Source organism: Streptomyces diversicolor (genome assembly GCF_057537855.1).
This window is the reverse complement of record NZ_BAAJXA010000038.1, coordinates 73,339-92,514: the sequence shown is the minus strand read 5'-3', so window position 1 is coordinate 92,514 and position 19,176 is coordinate 73,339. Positions and strand designations below refer to the sequence as shown.

Genomic DNA, 19,176 nt, shown 5'->3' with positions numbered 1-19,176 from the left:
CGGCAGCGACCGGCACCCACACAAGGGTCGGAGAGCACGTCGCACGGCAGCGACCGGCGGCCACGCGGGGGTCGGAGAGCCTGACGGGGCCGGCAGATCGCGGCGCCTGGGCCGGGGCGGACGAGGCGCGGGGCCGGACGGGGCCGACGGAACGTGTTGCCTGGGCCGGGGCGGGGGATCATGTGCGTGGATCCGGTGCGGGTGGCTGTCCGTGGCCCCGCTTCGGGGCCACCCGTACGGACCGCCCGCGGCACCGGCGCGGCGCGCGGTGGCGGGGGGCGGGTGGTGGGGGAATCGGTTGTCCACAGGTGCCCACGGGGGCAGTTCCGGCCAGTAGGGTCGACGGACATGGAGCAGAGGCATCTCGGCCGTACCGGCCTGCGCGTGTCCCGGATCGGGCTCGGCACCCTCACCTGGGGCCGGGACACCGACGAGCACGACGCCGCGGACATGCTGAAGGCGTTCTGGGAGGCGGGCGGGACCCTCGTCGACACCGCGGACGTGTACGGCGCGGGTGAGGCGGAGTATCTGCTCGGACAGCTGATAGAAGGGCTCGTGCCGCGCCGGGACCTGGTCATCTCGACGAAGGCGGGGAGCGTACCGGACCCGGACCGCCGCTTCGACGGCTCGCGCGGCCATCTGCTGGCCGCGCTCGACGCCTCCCTCGCCCGCCTCGGCACGGAGTACGTCGACATCTGGCACATCCACGCCTTCGACCCGTACACCCCGCTGGAGGAGACCCTTCACGCCCTCGACCTGGCCGTCAGCAGCGGTCGGACGCGCTACGCGGGGGTCTCCAACTTCTGCGGCTGGCAGCTCGCCAAGGCCGCCACCTGGCAGCTGTCCCAGCCGGGCACCCGCACCCGGCTGGCGAGCACGCAGATGGAGTACTCGCTGCTCCAGCGCGGCGTGGAGCGCGAAGTACTGCCCGCCGCCCTCGACCTGGGCGTCGGCCTGCTGCCCTCGTCGCCGCTCGGCCGCGGCGTCCTGACCGGCAAGTACCGCAACGCGACCCCGTCGGACTCGCGCGGCGCCTCCGAGCACCTGGCGCCGTTCGTCGCGCCGTACCTGGACGACACCGCGAGCCGGATCGTGGACGCCGTGGCGACGGCGGCGGACGGGCTCGCGGTGACCCCGCTCCAGGTCGCGCTCGCCTGGGTGCGGGACCGGCCCGGCGTGGCCGCCCCGATCATCGGCCCGCGCAACGCGCAGCAGCTCACGGCGGCGTTGTCAGTGGAGGCGCTTAGTCTTCCTGACGAGATCTGCCGAGCGCTGGACGACGTGTCGGCGCCCCTGCACCGCTATCCCGATCACGACTGGAGCACGCTGTGAGCACGGACCCGGAGACCACGGAGGAAGCCCGGCCGGGGACCCCGGAGGCCACGGACCCGGAAGCCGTGGAAGCCACGGAGCCCGCGGACGCGGGGAGGAACGCGGGTGAGAACGGAGCCGAGCCGTCCGGCGCCCCGGCGGGTGAGGGCGGCACCGAGCCGTCCGGCGCCCCGGCGAGCGAGGGCGGCACCGAAACCGCCGCCCAGCGGTCCGAGGCGGAGGCTGAGCTCGCCGCCCAGCGCGTCGAGCGGGAGCGGATCGAGCGGCGCAAAGCCGACAAGAAGGGGCCGATCGAGAGCGGCACCAAGCTCAGCGGCACGGCGGCCGACCTGCTCGCGGCCGTACGCGCCGTGGAGAGCGGCGAGCGGCCGGCCACCGAGGTCTTCGGCGCGGCGCCCGCCCCGCGCAGGCCGGCCGCCGCTGCGGAGCCCGCGCGTCGGCCGCAGCCCGCCCCCGTCGCCGAACCCGCCGCACCGGCACCGGCGGCGGTCGACGCGGTGCGCGCGGTACTGAGCGACGGCGGCGCCCCCGAAAGCCTCGCCCCCCAGGTGGCCGCGGCGCTCGGCGAGGGCGCGGACGCCCGGCTGCGGTCCGATCCGTGGCTGTTGCTGCGGGTCGGCGGCGTACGGCCGGAGCAGGCCGACGGCTTCGCGCGTGCGCTGCTCGGCGCCGAGTGCGGCCCGGACGACGTACGGCGCGGCCGGGCGGTGACCGGCTGGCTGCTGGAGCAGGCGGCGCTGGCCGGGCACACCGCCCTGGAGATGCCCGCGCTGCTCGCCGCGCTGGCCCAGCGGGGCGTGCCCGATCCGGACGCGGCCGTGCAGGACACGCTCGCGGAGGGCGAGGCCCTGGTCTTCCAGGACGCCTTGGAGGAGCCGGGCGCCCCGGCCGGGCCGCGCCCGGCGGAGGACGCCGGGGACGCCGCGGCCGACAGGGACGGTGAGGACGCCGCGGCCGACGGGGGAGGCGAGGCGGAGCGGCCCGTGCGGGTCCTCGTCGGTCTTGAGCGGTACGCGCTCGCCGAGGAGAGCCTTGCCGACGGCCTGGCCCGCCTGGTCAACTCGGTGCCGAAGCAGGACGGCCCGGCCGATGCCTGGCAGCGCGCGGCCACGACCGCGGGGGGCTCGGCGGGCGAGCTGATCGCGGCGGTCGCGGGGCACGGGCTGGTGCTGCACACGGGCGGCCACGCCTCGCTCGTCGACCCGGCGCGCCTGCTGCACGAGGCGCCGGTGCTGGGCCTGCGGGCCTGGGCCGCCGCGCATACGGCCGGCGGCCGGGACGAGTGCGCGGCGCTGCTCGCCGGCCTCGACGGCACGGACGCACCGGCGGACCGGGCCGGCCGCGGCACCGCGACCGTGGCGGGGCTGCTGGCGGGCACCGAGGGGCCGGGGCGGGACCCGGACGGCGCCCTGGACCTCGACCTGCTGATCGTGCTCGACGCGCCCCAGCTCGATGTGGAGACCGCCGCCCTGCTCGTGGAGTCGCTGCCGGACGGGGCGCGGCTGGTGCTGTCCGGTGACCCAGCGGTCCTGTGGTCGGCCGGGCCCGGGCGGGTCTTCGCCGATCTGCTCCTGACCCGGGCGTGCCCGCGGATCGCCTCGCGGGTGCCCGACCCGGGGCCGCTCGGCGAACTCGTCTCCGGTATCGGCGTCGGCGAACTGAACCAGGTCGAGGCGCCCGGCAAGGAGGTCGTGATCGTGCCCGTGCGGGACGCGGGCGAGGCCGTGCACCGCACCGTGCAGCTGGTCGCGGACTCGGTGCCGCGGGCCATCGGCGTCCCGGCCGAGCAGACGGTGGTGATCACGCCGGGGCACGGCGGGGCGGCCGGCACCCGCGCCCTCAACGCGGCGCTCAAGGAACGGCTCAACCCCGGGCCCGGCCGCTTCGGCGGCTTCGACCCCGGCGACCGGATCGCCTACTCCCCCGCTCCCGGCCGTACGCTCCCCGGCCGGGTCGTGCAGGCCGACGCCGACGGACTGCGTCTGTCCTGTGCGGACGGGCCGGTCGTGGTGGCGCGGGAGCAGGTGGAGCGGTCCGTGCGGCACGGGTGGGCGCTGACCGCGCACCAGGCGGTGGGCGCCCGGTGGCCCGCGGTGGTCGTGGTGCTGCCCGGCGATGCCGCGCAGGCGCTCAGCAGGCCGTGGGTGTACACGGCGTTCGGCCGTGCCGACCGCCATCTGTCCGTGGTGCACGGCGTGGAGCAGGCGCTGCCCAGAGCGGTCGCCGAGATTCCCGCCAAGCCCCGGAGCACCCGGCTGCCGGCCCTGCTGCGTGCCCAGCTCCCGCCGGCCGGCTGACCCACCCGGCCCGCGGGGCGGCTCGACGGCGGCCACGACCGGCGGACACCGCGGGCCGCCTTCGTGCAGGTGCCGCCGTGGTGCCCGTTCCGTCGTCCCGTGCCGTCGTCGGGTGACCCACAGCGGCGAAACACGGCCGCGGGCCAACCGCTGCGCCGCACGCAACACACCGGCGGACGAGGCACGGCGGTGCGCCGGACACAGCGGCCGGCCAAGCACGGCCGCGAGCCGAACACAGCCACGGACCGAACACAGCCGCGCGCCGAACACAGCGGCTGGTGAGGCACAGCGGCGGACCAAACACAGCCACGGGCAAAGGACGGCCGCAGGCCCGAGGACGGCCGCAGGCCCGAGGACGGCCGCAGGCCGCACGCGGCGGTGCCGCGTGGGGCTCGTGCCCGTGCGGCACCGGTGTCGGTCGGTTCAGCGATCCGCGTCCAGGGGCTCCAGGTCCTCGTCCTCGTCGCCGTCCAGGTCCAACTCGTCCTCAAGATCGTCCTCGACGTCGTCCGCGGTGTCCTCATCGTCGAAGACGGCGCTGACGTCGAAGCGGCAGACCACCCGCTGCGGATCGATCTGCTCGAACGGCGCCTCCAGCCACTCACCGGGTTCCGCGGGCTCGTCCGCCGCGGTCACCCACAGCGTGGAGTCGCCCTCCTCCAGGCCGAACTCCTTGTGCCGGGAGGCGATCTCATCCGGTTCGAACTCGCCGAACAGGATCCCCAGCGCCCCGTGCACCGTGCCGGAGGCATCCACGCCCGCGCCGTCCTCGTACTCCGCCGCCTCGACCCGCCCGGCCTGGGCCAGCAGCCGCTGCGGTTCCACCACGGCGTAGTCGCGGCGGATCAGCACGCTCAGGGCGTTCGGTTCCTCCGGACCCGCGTACGGCGGCAGCGACTCATCCGTGCCGGGGATCTCGAAGGGCGTGACCTCGTCGTAGCGGTCGTAGAGCAGCTCGTCGTAGGTCTCGGCGGCCGCCGCGAGCTGGTTGAACGCCTCGTAGACGGCCGGGTCGTCCTCACCCGACCTGCGTTCGACCGCGGCCAGGTGGCGGTCGAGCGCGGTCTTGACCGCCTCGGCGGCGGCGCGTACCTCGGCAGCGGTGGGCTGCGCAGCATCAGACATAGTGCAGACGCTATCCGTACCCGGCCCCAGCCCGCACAATAGATGCGATGCCGGAATACGAATTTGTCGACGTGTACGTCCCGCGGGGGGTGTCCCGTAAGGACGCGACACGTCTGCTGACGGACCATGCCGAGTACGGACACTGGGAGTTGGACCGACTGAGCCTGCTGCGCGACGGCAGCCGCAGGGTGCGGTTGCGCCGGCGGATCATCCGCCAGGTGCGGGCCACGTGGTGAGACAGGACACCTGACCGGAGCGGCCCCGTACGCCGGGGCCGCTCCGTCTCACCGCTGTCCGCGCGTCACGCCGCGGCCCGGGCCTTGCGGTAGAGCACCGCGCCGGCCAGCAGCGCGCCCGCGCTCAGCGGGATGGCGGCGCCGATCGGCAGGCCGCTCCCGGTGTGGGCGAGCTGTGCGGCTCCGCCGGGCCGCGTGACGGAGGCGTCGCCCTGCGGGCGGATGTGCGAGGTGTGGGCGGGCGGTGTCTCGCCGCCCTTGGTGGGCGGGGTGCTCGGCGTGTCCGGGTGGTCCGGGTTTCCGGGCGGGGTCGTGTGACCGCCGCCGGGAGGGGTTTCCTGCCCGCCGCCGGGAGGCGTCTCATGGCCCCCGCCGGGAGGGGTCTCATGCCCGCCGCCGGGAGGGGTTTCGTGGCCGCCGCCCGTGCCGTTGGCGCAGTCGTTCCCGGTCGCCGCGTTGCCGATCCCGATGACGTCGATGCTGTTGCCGCACACGTTCACCGGCACGTCGATCGGTACCTGCACCGTGTTGCCGGAGCCCACGCCGGGCGAGCCGTCGGTGCGTCCGCCGGTGTGCGCACCGCCGGAGTCGCCGTGACCGCCCTCGGTGGCGCCCGCGCGTTGGGTGCAGGCGTTGCCCACCGCCGGGTTGAGGAGCCCGACGATGTTCACGGTGTTGCCGCAGACGTTCACCGGCACGTGCACGGGCACCTGGACGGTGTTGCCGGACAGCACGCCGGGCGAGTGCGTGGCGGTGCCGTCCGCTCCCGAGTCGGCGTGGGCGTATCCGCTGGTGGCGGCGAGTGCGCCGGTGGCCGCCAGCACGGTGATCAGGCCCTTGCGGGTGCCCTGTCGCATAGGTGAGTCCCCCCTGCCTTCGATGAGGTTGTTCTGTTCTGCTGTGTTCTGCTGCGTTCTGCTGTGTTCTGCGCTGGGTTCCCCGGCTGCCGTGCCGCGGTGCGGCTGGGTTCCGCCGGGGAAGCCGGTCGGCCCCGGAGCGCATGGCGCGCGCTCCGGGGCCGGCGAGAGGACGCCCTCAGGGAGTCGACGTCACTTGTTGACGCAGGTGTTGCCGAAGGCGGGGTTCAGCAGCCCGATCACCGAGATCGTGTTGCCGCAGACGTTCACCGGGACGTGCACCGGGACCTGGATGACATTGCCGGAGACGACGCCCGGGGACTGCACGGCGGCGCCCTGGGCGCCGGAGTCCGCGACGGCGAGGCCCGCGCCCGCGAGAACCAGACCACCAGTGGCAGCCGCAGCAGCGACGACCTTCTTGATCATTCTTCCTCCTTGTTGGCAAGAGCGGCCCCAGCTGCGGACCGCATCACGTGTAACGAGGAGGGAGTAATGGGGCTACGAGCGTATGGTCGCATTCACCCGTCTCAGTGGGCTCCGCACGTGTGGCCGATTTCAGGACGCGTCGATGAACCGGTCGAGCACCCGCACACCGAACTTCAGCCCGTCCACCGGTACGCGTTCGTCGACTCCGTGGAACATGCCCGCGAAGTCCAGCTCCGGGGGCAGCTTCAGGGGCGCGAAGCCGAAGCCGCGGATGCCCAGGTCGTCGAAGGACTTGGCGTCCGTGCCGCCGGAGAGCATGTACGGGATCGCCTTGGCGGCCGGGTCCTCGGCGACCAGCGCGGACTGCATCGCCTCCACCAGCGCGCCGTCGAAGCCGGTCTCGACGGCCTTGTCGGAGTGCACGTCCTCCCGCCGCACCTTCGGCCCGAGGATCCGGTCGAGGTCGGCGAGGAATTCGTCCTCGTACCCGGGCAGGAACCGCCCGTCGACGTGCGCGGTGGCCTCGCCCGGGATGACGTTGACCTTGTAGCCGGCGTTCAGCTGCGTGGGGTTGGCCGTGTTGCTCAGGGTCGCGCCGATGAGCTTGGCGATGCCGCCGAGCCTGGCGAGCGTCGCCTCCATGTTCTCCGGGTCCAGTTCGTTGCCGAGCGCGTCGCCCAGCTCGTCGAGGAAGGCCCGGGTGGTCTTGGTGACCCGCACCGGGAACCGGTGCCGGCCCACCCGGGCGACCGCCTCGGACAGCTCGGTGATCGCGTTGTCCCGGTGGATCATCGAACCGTGTCCGGCGGTTCCGGCCACGGTCAGCTTCATCCAGTGCATGCCCTTCTCGGCCGTCTGGATCAGATACAGGCGGCGCTGCTCGTTCACCGTGAACGAGAAGCCGCCGACCTCGCTGATCGCCTCGGTGACGCCCTCGAACAGCCCGGGGTGGTTGTCGACAAGCCACCGGGCGCCGTAGGTGCCTCCGGCCTCCTCGTCGGCGAGGAAGGCGAGCACGATGTCCCGCGGGGGGCGCCGGCCGCTGCGCAGCCGGTCGCGCACGACGGCCAGCGTCATGGCGTCCATGTCCTTCATGTCCACGGCGCCGCGCCCCCAGACGCACCCGTCCGTGACCTCGCCGGAGAACGGGTGGTGGGTCCAGTCGTCCGCGTTCGCCGGTACGACGTCGAGGTGGCCGTGGATGAGCAGTGCGGGCCTGGACGGGTCCTCGCCCTCGATGCGGGCCACGGTCGAGGCGCGCCCCGGATGCGACTCGAAGACGCTCGGTTCGAGGCCCACCTCGGCGAGTTTTTCGGCGACGTACTCGGCGGCCTTGCGCTCACCCGGGCCCGAGTGGTCGCCGTAGTTGCTGGTGTCGATCTGGATCAGCTCGCGGCAGAGGTCCACGACCTCGTCCTCGCCGGTGACGCCCCTGGCCGTGTCCGTCTCGCTCACGCTGCTTCCTCCCGCGCTGTCGCTGCTGGTGGTCCCCCTCATCCTCCCTCGCCGCCGCCCCGGTCCCAAGCCCGGTCCCGGCCCGTCACAAGGCGTTCACGCGGGACCGGGCGCGGGGACGGGGCGTGATCGGCCATCCTCGAAAGCCTGGTAATGTTTCCTTCGTCGCCGCGGGGGAAGCCCGCGCGACGGACACCTTGTCCGGGTGGCGGAATGGCAGACGCGCTAGCTTGAGGTGCTAGTGCCCTTTATCGGGCGTGGGGGTTCAAGTCCCCCCTCGGACACCAGCCAAAGACCCCAGTTCACCTGGGGTCTTTCTGTTTGGTCGTGGTCCGGCGCCGTGCCATGGTCGCGCACAATGGGGGCATGACGAGGCGTTCTTGGTGTCCGTGTGGGCTGGGCGGGGAGTACGAGGGGTGCTGCGGGCGGTATCACCGGGGGGCGGGTGCGGCGCCGACCGCGGAGGCGCTGATGCGGTCGCGGTACGCGGCCTTCGTGCGGGGGGACGCGGGGTATCTGCTGCGCACCTGGCATCCGCGGACCCGGCCCGTGCGACTGGACCTCGATCCGGGGCTGCGGTGGACCGGCCTTGAGGTGCTGGGCACGACGGACGGCTCGGCCTTCCACACCACCGGGACCGTGACCTTCCGGGCCTCCTACCGGGGCGGCTCGCTGCACGAGCGCAGCCGGTTCGAGCGGGTCGACGGGGCGTGGGCGTACGTCGACGGGGATGTTCTCGGCTGACGCCCGGGTGCCCGCCCGCGGCGGGGGGCTGCTCAGGGTGCGAGGATGTCCAGTTCCTGGAGCGCGCCCACGGTGATCTCACGGGTCAGCCGCTCGGCGCGGTCCGCGTCGCCGCCGCGTACCGCCTCGGCGACCTGGACGTGCAGGGTGACGGCGGCCGGGTCGGGGTCCTCGAACATGACCTCGTGATGCGTGCGGCCGGCGAGGACTTCCGCGACGACATCGCCGAGCCGGGCGAACATCTCGTTGCCGGACGCGGTGAGGATCACCCGGTGGAAGGCGACGTCGTGGACGAGGTACGCCTCCAGTCGGTGGCCGCGTGAGTTGGCCACCATGCCGAGCGCGCACTCGGTGAGTTCGGCGCACTGCTCGGCCGTGGCGTGCTGCGCGGCGAGCCCGGCCGCGACCGGTTCGATCGCCGAGCGCAGCACGGTCAGCGAGCGCAGTTGGCCCGGTCGGTCGGCGCCCGCCAGACGCCAGCGGATGACCTGCGGATCGTAGACGTTCCACTCGGTCTTCGGCAGTACGGTCACGCCCACCCGGCGCCGGGACTCGACCAGGTGCATGGACTCAAGGACGCGCACGGCCTCGCGCATCACCGACCGCGACACCTCGAAGCGCTGGGCCAGTTCGTCCGTGCGCAGCACGCTGCCCGTGGGGTACTCCCCGGCGGTGATCGCGGGCCCGAGGGTGTCCAGTACGCGGCCGTGCAGCCCCCGGCCCGGTGTGCTCATGCACTCAGCGTACAGAGTGGTTCACGCTCCCAAAAAGTCAGACTTATTTGTCACAGACTCTTGAATTCGTCGTACCTAATGGGTTTCAGTGTGGCCGACGTCAGATGTCGACGTCGCATGTCGAGGAAGACAGCGAGGCAGTGATGCGTACCCCCCACGTCGTCGTGGTGATGGGCGTCGCCGGCACGGGCAAGACCACGATCGGTCCCCTGCTCGCGGCCCGGCTCGGCGTTCCCTATGCCGAGGGCGACGACTTCCACCCGCCGGCCAACATCGCCAAGATGTCGGCCGGGATCCCGCTGGACGACGCGGACCGGTGGCCGTGGCTCGATGCCATCGGCGGCTGGGCGCACGGGCGGGCGGGCCTCGGCGGGGTGGTGAGCAGTTCGGCGCTGAAGCGGTCGTACCGCGACCGGCTCAGGGCGGCGGCCCCCGGGATCGTGTTCGTGCACCTGACGGGTGACCGCGCGCTCATCGAGGACCGCATGTCCCACCGGCAGGGCCACTTCATGCCGACCGCGCTGCTGGACTCCCAGTTCGCCACGCTCCAGCCGCTGGAGCCGGACGAGCCGGGGGTCGCCGTCGACGTCTCCGGCAGCCCGGACGAGATCACCGCGCGGGCCGCCGAGGCGCTGGCCGCGCTCCCCGACCCCGCCCGGTGACACCGCCGTAGCACCCCCTCAGCAACGCCTCCTCCCCCGTCCCCGTCCATCTGCAAGGGAATCCCCGTGACCAGACTCAGCGCCGAGATGCTGGCAGCGGACACAGTCCAGCCCATCACCTCGGCAGGGCACGCCCAGCTCGGCATAGCCGTGCTGGCGGGCATCGCCGTGATCGTCCTGCTCATCACCAAGTTCAAGCTGCACGCCTTCCTGGCGCTGACCATCGGCTCGCTCGCGCTGGGCGCGTTCGCCGGGGCGCCGCTCGACAAGGCGATCACCAGCTTCACCACCGGGCTCGGCAGCACGGTCGCCGGCGTCGGCGTGCTGATCGCGCTGGGCGCGATCCTCGGCAAGCTGCTCGCCGACTCCGGCGGCGCCGACCAGATCGTCGACACCATCCTCGCCAAGGCCGGCGGCCGGACCATGCCGTGGGCGATGGTGCTGATCGCCTCCGTGATCGGCCTGCCGCTGTTCTTCGAGGTCGGCATCGTGCTGCTGATCCCGGTGGTGCTGATGGTCGCCAAGCGCGGCAACTACTCCCTGATGCGCATCGGCATCCCGGCGCTCGCGGGCCTGTCCGTGATGCACGGCCTGGTGCCGCCGCACCCCGGCCCGCTGGTCGCGATCGACGCGGTCGGCGCCAATCTGGGCGTCACCCTGGCGCTCGGTGTGCTCGTCGCCGTCCCCACCGTCGTCATCGCGGGCCCGCTGTTCTCGAAGGTCGCCGCCCGCTGGGTGGACGTGCCGGCGCCCGAGCGGATGATCCCGCAGCGTCCCTCCGAGGAACTGGACAGGCGCCCCGGCTTCGGCGCCACGCTCGCCACGATCCTGCTGCCGGTCGTGCTGATGCTGGCCAAGGCGCTGGTGGACATCGTGGTCGACGACCCGACGCACCTGGTGCAGCGCGTCTTCGACGTCATCGGCTCGCCGCTGATCGCCCTGCTCGCCGCGGTGATCGTCGGCATCTTCACGCTGGGCCGTCCGGCCGGGTTCTCCAAGGACCGGATCTCACAGACCGTCGAGAAGGGCCTGATGCCGATCGCCGGCATCCTGCTGATCGTCGGGGCGGGCGGCGGCTTCAAGCAGACGCTGATCGACTCCGGCGTCGGCCAGATGGTCCTGGACATATCCAAGGACTGGTCCATACCGGCGCTGCTGCTCGCCTGGCTGATCGCGGTGGCGATCCGGCTGGCGACCGGTTCGGCGACCGTGGCGACCGTCTCCGCGGCCGGTCTGGTCGCGCCGCTGGCCGCCGACATGTCGACCACCCACGCGGCCCTGCTGGTCCTCGCCATCGGCGCCGGCTCGCTGTTCCTGAGCCATGTCAACGACGCCGGGTTCTGGCTGGTGAAGGAGTACTTCGGGCTGAGCGTCGGTCAGAACCTGAAGACCTGGTCGGTGATGGAGTGCATCATCTCCGTGGTCGCCGGCGCCCTGGTCCTCCTGCTGTCCCTCGTGATCTAGGAAGGGTACGGCGATGACGGCTCACCCCCTCTTCGACATCGGCGGGCGCACCGCCCTGGTCACCGGCTCAAGCCGGGGCATCGGGCTCGCGCTGGCCCGCGGTCTGGCCGAGGCCGGCTGCACGGTCGTACTCAACGGACGCGACGGCGGCCGGCTCGCCGAGGCCGCAGCCGCCCTGCCCGCCGGCCGGGTGCACACGGCGGTGTTCGACGTGACCGACGGACCGTCCGTGGCCGCGGGCGTCGCGGACGTCGAGGAGCGGGTGGGCCCGCTCGACATCCTGGTCAACAACGCGGGCATGCAACTGCGCGCGCCGCTCCTCAAGTTCACCGACGCCGACTGGCACCGGATCCTGGACACCAATCTGACCAGCGCGTTCCTGGTCGGCCGTGAGGCGGCCCGGCGGATGACGGAACGCGGCCACGGCAAGATCGTCAACATCTGTTCGCTGCAGAGCGAGGTGGTGCGCCCCGGCATCGCGCCGTACGCGGCGACCAAGGGCGCGCTGAAGATGCTCACCAAGGGCATGTGCGCGGAGTGGGGGCCGTACGGCGTCCAGGTGAACGGGCTCGGACCCGGCTACATCGAGACCGAGCTGACCCGGCCGCTCGTCGCGGACGAGGATTTCACCGCCTGGGTGCGCCGCCGCACCCCGGCCGGACGCTGGGGCCGCACCGAGGACCTGGTGGGCGGGGTGCTGTTCCTCGCCTCGCCGGCCGCGGACTTCGTCAGCGGGCAGGTGCTGTACGTCGACGGCGGCATGACGAGCGTGCTGTGAGGGAGGCCGGCGGGATGCTGGGCTGTGTGATCCATGGGCGCGGCGATCTGCGCGTCGAGGAGCTTCCCGTGCCGCAGCCCGGCCGCGGGCAGGCGCTCGTCGCGGTCCGCTACGGCGGGGTGTGCGGCTCCGACCTGCACTACTGGCGGCACGGCGGGGTCGGTGACTTCCGGCTCCGGGAGCCGATGGTGCTCGGCCACGAGGTGGTGGGCACGGTGGTCGGCTACGGCGCCGACGCCTCGGGCCCTGCCGTCGGTACGGCCGTCGCCGTGCATCCCGCGACCCCTTGCGGGGCGTGCCCGGAGTGCGCGGCCGGGCTGCGCCATGTGTGCCGGAACACCCACTATCTCGGCAGCGCGGCCCGATTCCCGCATGTCCAGGGCGGGTTCGCGGCCCGGGTGACCGTGCCCGACCGGCAACTGCGGGCCCTGCCCGCCGGACTGGGGCCGCGCCGGGCCGCGCTCGCCGAGCCGCTGTCGGTCGCGCTGCACGCGGTGCGGCGGGCCGGGCCGGTGGCCGGGCGGCATGTGCTGGTGACCGGGGCCGGGCCGATCGGGTGTCTGGTGGTGGCCGCGGCGCGGGCGGCGGGCGCGGCCCGGGTGACCGTGACCGACCTGCTGCCCGAGGCGCTGCGGTACGCCGCCGCGGCGGGCGCCGACACGGTCGTCAGGGCGGACGATCCGGACGACGCCGGCTGGCCGGCCGAGGTCGACACGGCCGTCGAGGCATCGGGGGTGGCCGCCGGGCTCGACACCTGTCTGCGGCTGGTGCGGCGCGGCGGGGTCGTGGTGCAGCTGGGCATGCTGCCGCCGGGGCAGAGCCCGTTCGCGGGGAACCTGGTGGTGAGCCGGGAGATCGAGCTGCGCGGGGCGTTCCGGTTCGACGCCGAGTTCGACGAGGCGCTGGAACTGCTGGCGGCCGAGCCCGCGTTCGACGCGCTGATCAGCGCGGTGCTCCCGGTGGCCGAGGCGGAGCACGCGTTCGCCCTGGCGGCGGACCGCAACCGCGCCTGCAAGGTCCTGCTGGACTTCACCACCTGAACCCTCGGGTGCGGATGCCGGTGCCGGTGCCGCTGCGGGTGCCGGTGCCGGTCCGGGTGCTGGGTGCGGGTGCGTTGTGGCTGGTCGCGCAGTTCCCCGCGCCCCTGCGGGGCGCGCCCGAGCTGCGCTGGGCGTTCCGGTTCGACACCGAGAAGGCCCTGCTGGACATCACCACCTGAACCCTCGGGTGCGAGTGCCGGTGCCGCTGCGGGTGCGGGTGCGGGTGCGGGTCCGGGTGCTGGGTGCGGGTGCGTTGTGGCTGGTCGCGCAGTTCCCCGCGCCCCTGCGGGGCGCGCCCGGGCTGCGCTGGGCGTTCCGGTTCGACACCGAGAAGGTCCTGCTGGACTTCACCACCTGAACCCTCGGGTGCGGGTGCGGGTGCGGGTGCCGGTGCCGCTGCGGGTGCCGGTGCCGGTCCGGGTGCGGGTGCGTTGTGGCTGGTCGCGCGGTTCCCTGCGCCCCTGCGGGGTGGGTCAGGGGCGCCATAGGGGGTGTTCTCGGGTTGCCCAGTCTCGGGTCACGGTGCCGGTGCGCAGGCCGCGGCGGGCTTCCGGGTCGGCCAGGGCCATGCCGATGTGGCCGGCCAGTACGACACCCATGGTGAGGGCGAGCCAGTCGTGCACGAAGGTCGCCGAGGTGCGCCACATCAGCGGGGTGAGATGCGTGAACCACATCATCAGGCCCGTGCCGAGCATCACCAGCGTGGCGCCGGCGATCCAGGCGGCGTACACCTTCTGGCCGGCGTTGAACTTGCCCGCCGGGCGCGCGGAGTGCCGCTTGTCGCGGCGCAGGGCCGCGCCCAGCCAGACCCGGTCGTGCGGGCCGAAGCGGTTCAGGAAACGCAGGTCGGAGCGGAACGCCCGGGAGGCGAGCCCCAGCAGGACGGGCACCGGCAGGGCGAGGCCCGCGCACTCGTGGAGGCGGACGACGAGGGCGCGGCGGCCGACGGCGACGGCGAGCTGGGGGACGTAGAGGCAGGCCGCGGTCAGCACGCACACGCCCGTGAGCGCGGCCGTCGTACGGTGCACCCAGCGTTCGGCGCGGGAGAAGCGCGGCAGCCGGTCCGTGCTCGCGGGCGCCTCAGTTCGTAGGCTCATCGGTCCGTCCGTTCGAGCGGCCGACCCAGGCGTCGACGTCGTATCCCAGCCGCTCCCAGTACCCGGGTTCGACCCGGTCGGTGACGGTGATCCCGGAGAGCCACTTCGCCGACTTGTAGAAGTACATGGGGGCCACGTACAGCCGGACGGGCCCGCCGTGGTCGTGGCCGATGTCCCCGTCCTGCATCCGCAGCGCGACCAGCACGTCGGGGCGGCGGGCCTGGTCGAGCGTGAGGCTTTCGGTGTAGGTGCCGTCGAAGCAGGTGAAGCGGATCGCGCGGGCCGTGCCGCGCACGCCCGCCGCGTCCAGCAGCCGGGACAGCCTGACCCCTTCGAACGGGGTGCCGGGGACTCGCCAGCCGGTGACGCACTGGACGTCCTTGACCAGCCGGGTCTGCGGCAGGGCACGCAGCTCGGCGAGGGTGTAGGCGCGGGGGCGGTCGACGAGTCCGCCGATCGTGAGCCGGTAGTCCGCGGGGCCCCGGTGCGGGACGGACGCGGCGACCGAGTAGTAGCGGAAGCCGCCGCCGTTCGGCAGCAGGCCCGTCAGTCCGGTGGGGTCCTTGCCGGAGGCGGCGCCGAGGAACGCCTCGGTGCCGCGCTGGAGCGCGGGCGCGGCGGCCACGCCGAGGGCGCCGAGGGCGAGGGTGCCGAGGAGCACACGGCGGCCGATCGGGCGGCCCTCCTCGGCCCGTGCGTCCTCGGGTGGTTGGGGGTTCACACCGTCATTCGAGCACCGTCGGCTCCGCGGGACCAGGGGGTCGGGCCACGGGTCAGCGTTCCGTAATGTCTTCTTGTGTTCAGGGAAGGGGACCGCGCGGGTACGACGGGTCCGGGAGCGCCCCGTCGAAGGCCGCCGGGGCGGCGCCGAGCGCGCGGTCGCGGGCGGCGCGGAAGGCGGCGCGGGGCTCGCGGCCCGGGTACGACCACGGCCGTGGGGTCAGGTGCCGGCCGATCCGCTGGAACAGGGCGGCGGCCTCGGCGGTCCGGCCCGCGCAGGACATGGCGTGGGCGAGGAAGTTGAGGTCGACGTGGCGGCGCGGGTGCTCGTCGTGCTCCCACTCCAGCCACCAGTCGAAGGCGGCCTGCACCACCTGCCGGACCCGGGGTCCCGACCAGTGCCCGGAGGCGACGGGGTCGACGGGCAGCAGGCCCGCGGCGGCCAGCGCCCGGAAGCGCTCGGCGTGCGCGACGACCGGCAGCACGGCGAGCGGGGAGTCGGCGGGGGCGCGGGCCGCGGTCCGGTCGGCGAACGCGTACGCCTCGTGGCCCGGGTCGGCGCCCCGCTCGGCCAGGCGCGCGGTCATCAGATGGTGGGCGTGGTGGTGGTCGGGGTGACGGCGGCACACCTCGGCGAAGGCGTCCGCGGTCTCCTCGTCGGTGCCGAGGTCGCGGGCGAGCAGGAGCAGACCGAGCCACGGGGTCGGGTCGGCGGGCGCCAGTTCGGCCGCGGCGCGGCAGGCGGCGCGGGCCGCGGCGGGCTCCTCCTTGCCGCGCAGGGCGCGCCGCGCCAGGGTCAGGGCGAGCAGCGCGGCGGCGTCGGCGGATCCGGGCTCCGCGGCCAGCCAGTCGCGGGCCCAGGCGGCGGTGTACGGCGGGCGGGCGAGGACGCAGATCCGGTGGCCGCGGCGGTCCCAGTCGTCGGCCGTGCGCTGGAGCAGGGCCCGTACGGCCTGGCGCCGGCCCTGGGCCAGGGCGGCGCGCGCGGCGATGAGTTCGGTGTCGTCGAAGGCGTCGTCGACGACCTCGTAGGGGCGCGCGCGGCGCGGGTGGAGCAGGGGCGGAGGTGAGGGCACCGCGGGACTTCCTGGTTGTCGAACTGCCATCGACCGATCACTCACAGCAAATCCCCCGCCAACGGTTCACGTCAAGTTCACCGGAGCTGTTGTTGGATTCAACTACCGTGTGCGGTAAGGGAGTTGAGGCAGGCCCAGGAGCGGCGTGGGTGGCGTGGAGCGGACCCGTCGAGGGGGTCTCCGTGGCATGCGTCACGGCGGCGTCCACCCGGGCGGCGGACCATGACGGTGGGGCCGTCGGCTCGCGTTCCCCTGGCCGACCGGGCTTCGCGGCCGATTCGCCTGACCGGTTCTGGGCACTCCCCGGGGCACGGAGAGCTTCGGGAGGCTACAGTCGGCCACTACGCACCCGTGGCCCGGCCGGATGATCGAGGTACGCAGCGTGTCGGTTCTGGTTCTGATTCTCGCCGTGAGCGCGGCCTGTTGCCTCGGCTTCGGATTCGTGCTCCAGCAGAACGCCGCCCAGAAGGCACCCCTGAGCGACTTCCTCTCGCCACGGCTGCTGCTCGACCTCATGAAGGTGCCGCGGTGGCTCGGCGGCATCGGCCTGATGGCGGCCGGGATGATCCTCGGTGCCGTCGCCCTGGGCCGGGGCGAGATCTCCCTGGTGGAACCGCTGCTCGCCACGAACCTGCTGTTCGCCCTCGCCCTTTCCCGGCACCAGACCAGACAGCCGCTGGGCCGCCAGGGCTGGGCGGGCCTCGCCCTGCTCGCCGGCGGCGTCACCGCGTTCATCGTGGCGGGCCGGCCGCACGGCGGGCACGCGGTCACCGACCCCGTCCGGCACTGGCTGATCATCGGCGTGATGCTGGGCCTTGCCCTGCTGCTCACCACCTTCGCCAAGCGCTCCCGGCTGAGCATGGCCCCGGTGCTGCTGGCCCTCGCCGCCGGTCTCCTGTACGGCGTGCAGGACGCGCTGACCCGGATCAGCGGGCAGCGGTTCTCCGCGGGCGGGCTCGCCGAGCTGTTCTCCGGCTGGCAGCCCTACGGCGTGCTCGTGCTCGGTGTCACCGGGCTGATCCTGGTGCAGAGTGCGTTCGAGACGGCGCCGCTGCGTATGTCGCTGCCCGCGTTGACGGCCGCCCAGCCGCTGGCCGGGATTCTGTGCGGGGTGGGCTTCCTCGGTGACCGGCTGCGTACCGACACCGGGGCGCTGGCCTGGGAGGCGGTGGGGCTGGCCGCCGTGGTCGTGGGCATCGTGCTGCTCGGATTGCATCCGGCTATGCCGCGGGGTACGGGTGCGGCGGCGCCCAAACGGGACCTTCAGCCACGTTAGCCCTGGCCGGGCCTGAGCCGTGGCCGGCGGCCCCCTGCGGGGCACCTGCCGAGCCTCGTCCGCGGCGCCGTCGGGGCTGAGCGCGCCCCCCTGCGGGGCACCTGCCGAGCCTCGTCCGCAGCGCCGTCGGGGCTGAGCGCGCAGTTCCCCGCGCCCCCCTGCGGGGCACACCCGCCGTGCTTCATCTGCGGCTGCGTCGTGGCTGAGCGCGCAGTTCCCCGCGCCCCTTTCGGGGCACCTGTCGTGCTTCGTCTGCGCGCAGTTCCCCGCGCCCCTTTCGGGGCGCCTGTCGTGCTTCGTTTGTGCGCGCGGTTCGCCGCGTCCCCTGCGGGGTTCTTGGGGGTGGTGGGGGCTGGTTGGATGGGGGGGTGAGTGGTGTTGAGGAGATTCTTGACATTGTTGATGAGCATGATCGGGTCGTCGGGCAGTCGTCCCGCGGGGAGGCGTATGCGCGCGGGCTGCGGCACCGTTGTGCGTTCGTGCTGGCCCGGGACGCGGCCGGCCGGATCTTCGTGCACCGGCGTACGGCGACCAAGCTGGTCTACCCCTCGCGGTACGACATGTTCGTCGGCGGCGTGGTCGGCGCGGGCGAGTCCTACGACGACGCGGCCCTGCGCGAGGCCGAGGAGGAGCTGGGGGTGACGGGCCTGCCCCGCCCGTCGCACCTGTTCACCTTCCTGTACGACGACGGCGCGGGCCACAGCTGGTGGTCGGCGGTCTACGAGGTCCGCTGCACGCTTCCGGTGCGGCCCCAGGCCGAGGAGGTGGCCTGGCACGACTTCCTGAGCGAGGACGAGCTGGAGCGGCGGCTCGGGGAAGGTGAGTGGGAGTGGACGCCGGACGGGCTTGCGGCGTACCGGCGGCTGCGCGCGCACCGGGGCCAGGCATGACCACGGGAGACCCGGCCGGCAGGCCCCGCCGAGGGGCCCGATAAGGTCCCAATGTGATCGAATTCCTGCGAAACGTCCGGTTCTGGTTCATGCCTGACCGGGTCCGGGACGAGGGCGACACACCCGACTACCGGTTCTCGCTGGCGAACGAGCGCACCTTCCTGGCCTGGCTGCGCACCGCGCTCGCGCTGATCGGCGGGGGTTTCGCGGTGGACCAGTTCCTGCCGGAGCTGCGCTGGGCCTGGCGGGTGGGGCTGGCGCTCGCCCTGCTCGGCGCGGGCGTGCTGTGCTCGCTGCGCGCGATCAACCACTGGGTGCGCTGCGAGCGGGCGATGCGGCGCGGCGAGGACCTGCCCGCGTCCCGGTTCCCGGCGCTGCTGAGCCTCGTCGTCGCCGTGGTGGCGGTCGCCATGGTGTTCGTCGTGCTCGTCAGGTGGGAGGGGTGACGGCCGGCCGGGACCCGGGGCTGCAACCGGAGCGGACGCGGCTCGCCTGGCGGCGCACGACACTGTCCTCCGCCGTGGTCACCGTGCTCGCCGTGCGCACCGCCCTGCACGGCGGTGCGTCCGCCGCCGGTCTGCTGGTGTGCGCGCTGTGCTGCGGGCTCTGGCTGGGCTTTCTGTGGGTCGCCCACCACCGGGTGCGGGTGCTCGCCACGACCGCGCGCCCCCCGTCCCTCACCCCACGGCACGCCGCCGCGGCGGCGCTGTGCGCGGTGGCGATGGCGGTGTGCGCTGCGGCGATAGTCGTCTAGGGGCGCCCCGAGCGGGCGCCACAGGCGGACTTCGGCCCGGTGACAGGAATGGGCCGCCCTTCGGACCCGGCCCGGAGGTCCGGCGGCGGCCGGTGCGGTCATGGTCCGCCGTTCTCCGGGGTACCCGGACGCACGCGGCCAGGATGCCCCGATATGTCCCGTATGCATGGCAGCCTGTGCGTCGTCAGCACCTCTCACTCCTGAAGGTGAGCA

Annotated in this window: 22 protein-coding genes and 1 tRNA gene; 15 read left to right on the top strand and 8 right to left on the bottom strand. The window is 73.7% G+C overall.

What is annotated here, in order from left to right; all coding sequences use genetic code 11:
• Nucleotides 1-348: 348 nt before the first annotated feature.
• Nucleotides 349-1,332, top strand: coding sequence for an aldo/keto reductase (locus AC27LF_RS34725; protein WP_479659445.1), 984 nt, complete (start codon nucleotides 349-351; stop codon nucleotides 1,330-1,332).
• A complete protein-coding gene (locus AC27LF_RS34720) occupies nucleotides 1,329-3,629 on the top strand; it encodes a helix-hairpin-helix domain-containing protein (protein WP_479659444.1) in 2,301 nt (766 codons plus the stop codon). The genes AC27LF_RS34725 and AC27LF_RS34720 overlap by 4 nt, the downstream gene beginning before the upstream one ends.
• Nucleotides 3,630-4,052: 423 nt before the next feature.
• Here AC27LF_RS34720 and AC27LF_RS34715 read toward each other — a convergent pair whose 3' ends face one another.
• Entirely contained in the window at nucleotides 4,053-4,754 is a 702-nt protein-coding gene (locus AC27LF_RS34715) for a hypothetical protein (RefSeq protein WP_479659443.1), read from the bottom strand.
• Between the two features lie 47 nt (nucleotides 4,755-4,801).
• Between AC27LF_RS34715 and AC27LF_RS34710 the strand changes: the two genes are divergently transcribed.
• Nucleotides 4,802-4,990 (top strand): DUF5703 family protein, encoded by a 189-nt coding sequence (locus AC27LF_RS34710; RefSeq protein WP_005485166.1) that lies wholly within the window; start codon nucleotides 4,802-4,804, stop codon nucleotides 4,988-4,990.
• A gap of 65 nt (nucleotides 4,991-5,055) precedes the next feature.
• Here AC27LF_RS34710 and AC27LF_RS34705 read toward each other — a convergent pair whose 3' ends face one another.
• The 3 genes from AC27LF_RS34705 to AC27LF_RS34695 all read right to left on the bottom strand — a co-directional run bounded on the left by AC27LF_RS34705 (nucleotide 5,056) and on the right by AC27LF_RS34695 (nucleotide 7,728).
• Complete coding sequence (locus AC27LF_RS34705; protein WP_479659442.1) at nucleotides 5,056-5,847, bottom strand: chaplin; 792 nt, start codon at nucleotides 5,845-5,847, stop codon at nucleotides 5,056-5,058.
• Between the two features lie 192 nt (nucleotides 5,848-6,039).
• The gene (chpH, locus tag AC27LF_RS34700; RefSeq protein ID WP_351729927.1) at nucleotides 6,040-6,273 is read right to left on the bottom strand and encodes a chaplin ChpH; all 234 of its coding nucleotides are present in this window, start codon (nucleotides 6,271-6,273) and stop codon (nucleotides 6,040-6,042) included.
• 129 nt (nucleotides 6,274-6,402) lie between these two features.
• Nucleotides 6,403-7,728 (bottom strand): M20/M25/M40 family metallo-hydrolase, encoded by a 1,326-nt coding sequence (locus AC27LF_RS34695; protein ID WP_479659441.1) that lies wholly within the window; start codon nucleotides 7,726-7,728, stop codon nucleotides 6,403-6,405.
• A 199-nt stretch (nucleotides 7,729-7,927) separates the two neighbouring features.
• On the opposite strand from AC27LF_RS34695, the gene AC27LF_RS34690 reads away from it, so the two are divergent.
• Both AC27LF_RS34690 and AC27LF_RS34685 read left to right on the top strand, forming a co-directional pair.
• A tRNA-Leu gene (locus AC27LF_RS34690) sits at nucleotides 7,928-8,015 on the top strand.
• Between the two features lie 79 nt (nucleotides 8,016-8,094).
• Nucleotides 8,095-8,472, top strand: a complete 378-nt coding sequence (locus AC27LF_RS34685; protein ID WP_479659440.1) for a YchJ family protein — start codon at nucleotides 8,095-8,097, stop codon at nucleotides 8,470-8,472.
• A 32-nt stretch (nucleotides 8,473-8,504) separates the two neighbouring features.
• Here AC27LF_RS34685 and AC27LF_RS34680 read toward each other — a convergent pair whose 3' ends face one another.
• Nucleotides 8,505-9,206 (bottom strand): FadR/GntR family transcriptional regulator, encoded by a 702-nt coding sequence (locus AC27LF_RS34680; protein WP_479659439.1) that lies wholly within the window; start codon nucleotides 9,204-9,206, stop codon nucleotides 8,505-8,507.
• Between the two features lie 143 nt (nucleotides 9,207-9,349).
• On the opposite strand from AC27LF_RS34680, the gene AC27LF_RS34675 reads away from it, so the two are divergent.
• The 6 genes from AC27LF_RS34675 to AC27LF_RS34650 all read left to right on the top strand — a co-directional run bounded on the left by AC27LF_RS34675 (nucleotide 9,350) and on the right by AC27LF_RS34650 (nucleotide 13,508).
• Nucleotides 9,350-9,868, top strand: a complete 519-nt coding sequence (locus AC27LF_RS34675) for a gluconokinase (protein ID WP_404030454.1) — start codon at nucleotides 9,350-9,352, stop codon at nucleotides 9,866-9,868.
• Nucleotides 9,869-9,934: 66 nt separating this feature from the next.
• Entirely contained in the window at nucleotides 9,935-11,332 is a 1,398-nt protein-coding gene (locus AC27LF_RS34670) for a GntP family permease (protein WP_479659438.1), read from the top strand.
• A gap of 13 nt (nucleotides 11,333-11,345) precedes the next feature.
• Complete coding sequence (locus tag AC27LF_RS34665) at nucleotides 11,346-12,110, top strand: SDR family oxidoreductase (RefSeq protein WP_479659437.1); 765 nt, start codon at nucleotides 11,346-11,348, stop codon at nucleotides 12,108-12,110.
• Between the two features lie 14 nt (nucleotides 12,111-12,124).
• The gene (locus tag AC27LF_RS34660; RefSeq protein ID WP_479659454.1) at nucleotides 12,125-13,150 is read left to right on the top strand and encodes an L-idonate 5-dehydrogenase; all 1,026 of its coding nucleotides are present in this window, start codon (nucleotides 12,125-12,127) and stop codon (nucleotides 13,148-13,150) included.
• A gap of 14 nt (nucleotides 13,151-13,164) precedes the next feature.
• Entirely contained in the window at nucleotides 13,165-13,329 is a 165-nt protein-coding gene (locus tag AC27LF_RS34655; RefSeq protein WP_479659436.1) for a hypothetical protein, read from the top strand.
• Nucleotides 13,330-13,343: 14 nt separating this feature from the next.
• A complete protein-coding gene (locus tag AC27LF_RS34650; protein ID WP_479659435.1) occupies nucleotides 13,344-13,508 on the top strand; it encodes a hypothetical protein in 165 nt (54 codons plus the stop codon).
• Nucleotides 13,509-13,623: 115 nt separating this feature from the next.
• Here the strand turns inward: AC27LF_RS34650 and AC27LF_RS34645 are convergent, their stop codons facing one another.
• The 3 genes from AC27LF_RS34645 to AC27LF_RS34635 form a co-directional block, all read right to left on the bottom strand.
• On the bottom strand, nucleotides 13,624-14,247 hold the full coding sequence (locus AC27LF_RS34645; protein WP_479659434.1) for a cytochrome b/b6 domain-containing protein: 624 nt from the start codon (nucleotides 14,245-14,247) through the stop codon (nucleotides 13,624-13,626).
• Entirely contained in the window at nucleotides 14,231-14,968 is a 738-nt protein-coding gene (locus AC27LF_RS34640) for a molybdopterin-dependent oxidoreductase (RefSeq protein WP_479659433.1), read from the bottom strand. Before AC27LF_RS34640 ends, AC27LF_RS34645 begins: the two co-directional genes overlap by 17 nt.
• Nucleotides 14,969-15,047: 79 nt before the next feature.
• A complete protein-coding gene (locus AC27LF_RS34635) occupies nucleotides 15,048-16,043 on the bottom strand; it encodes a hypothetical protein (protein WP_479659432.1) in 996 nt (331 codons plus the stop codon).
• 382 nt (nucleotides 16,044-16,425) lie between these two features.
• Between AC27LF_RS34635 and AC27LF_RS34630 the strand changes: the two genes are divergently transcribed.
• From AC27LF_RS34630 to AC27LF_RS34615, 4 genes are all read left to right on the top strand, one after another.
• Complete coding sequence (locus tag AC27LF_RS34630) at nucleotides 16,426-17,319, top strand: DMT family transporter (RefSeq protein ID WP_479659431.1); 894 nt, start codon at nucleotides 16,426-16,428, stop codon at nucleotides 17,317-17,319.
• A 368-nt stretch (nucleotides 17,320-17,687) separates the two neighbouring features.
• Entirely contained in the window at nucleotides 17,688-18,209 is a 522-nt protein-coding gene (locus tag AC27LF_RS34625) for an NUDIX hydrolase (RefSeq protein WP_479659430.1), read from the top strand.
• A 53-nt stretch (nucleotides 18,210-18,262) separates the two neighbouring features.
• Nucleotides 18,263-18,655: a YidH family protein gene (locus AC27LF_RS34620; RefSeq protein ID WP_479659429.1), complete on the top strand. Its 393-nt coding sequence runs from the start codon at nucleotides 18,263-18,265 to the stop codon at nucleotides 18,653-18,655.
• Nucleotides 18,643-18,963 (top strand): DUF202 domain-containing protein, encoded by a 321-nt coding sequence (locus tag AC27LF_RS34615; RefSeq protein WP_404030437.1) that lies wholly within the window; start codon nucleotides 18,643-18,645, stop codon nucleotides 18,961-18,963. The genes AC27LF_RS34620 and AC27LF_RS34615 overlap by 13 nt, the downstream gene beginning before the upstream one ends.
• The last annotated feature ends 213 nt before the right edge of the window (nucleotides 18,964-19,176 follow it).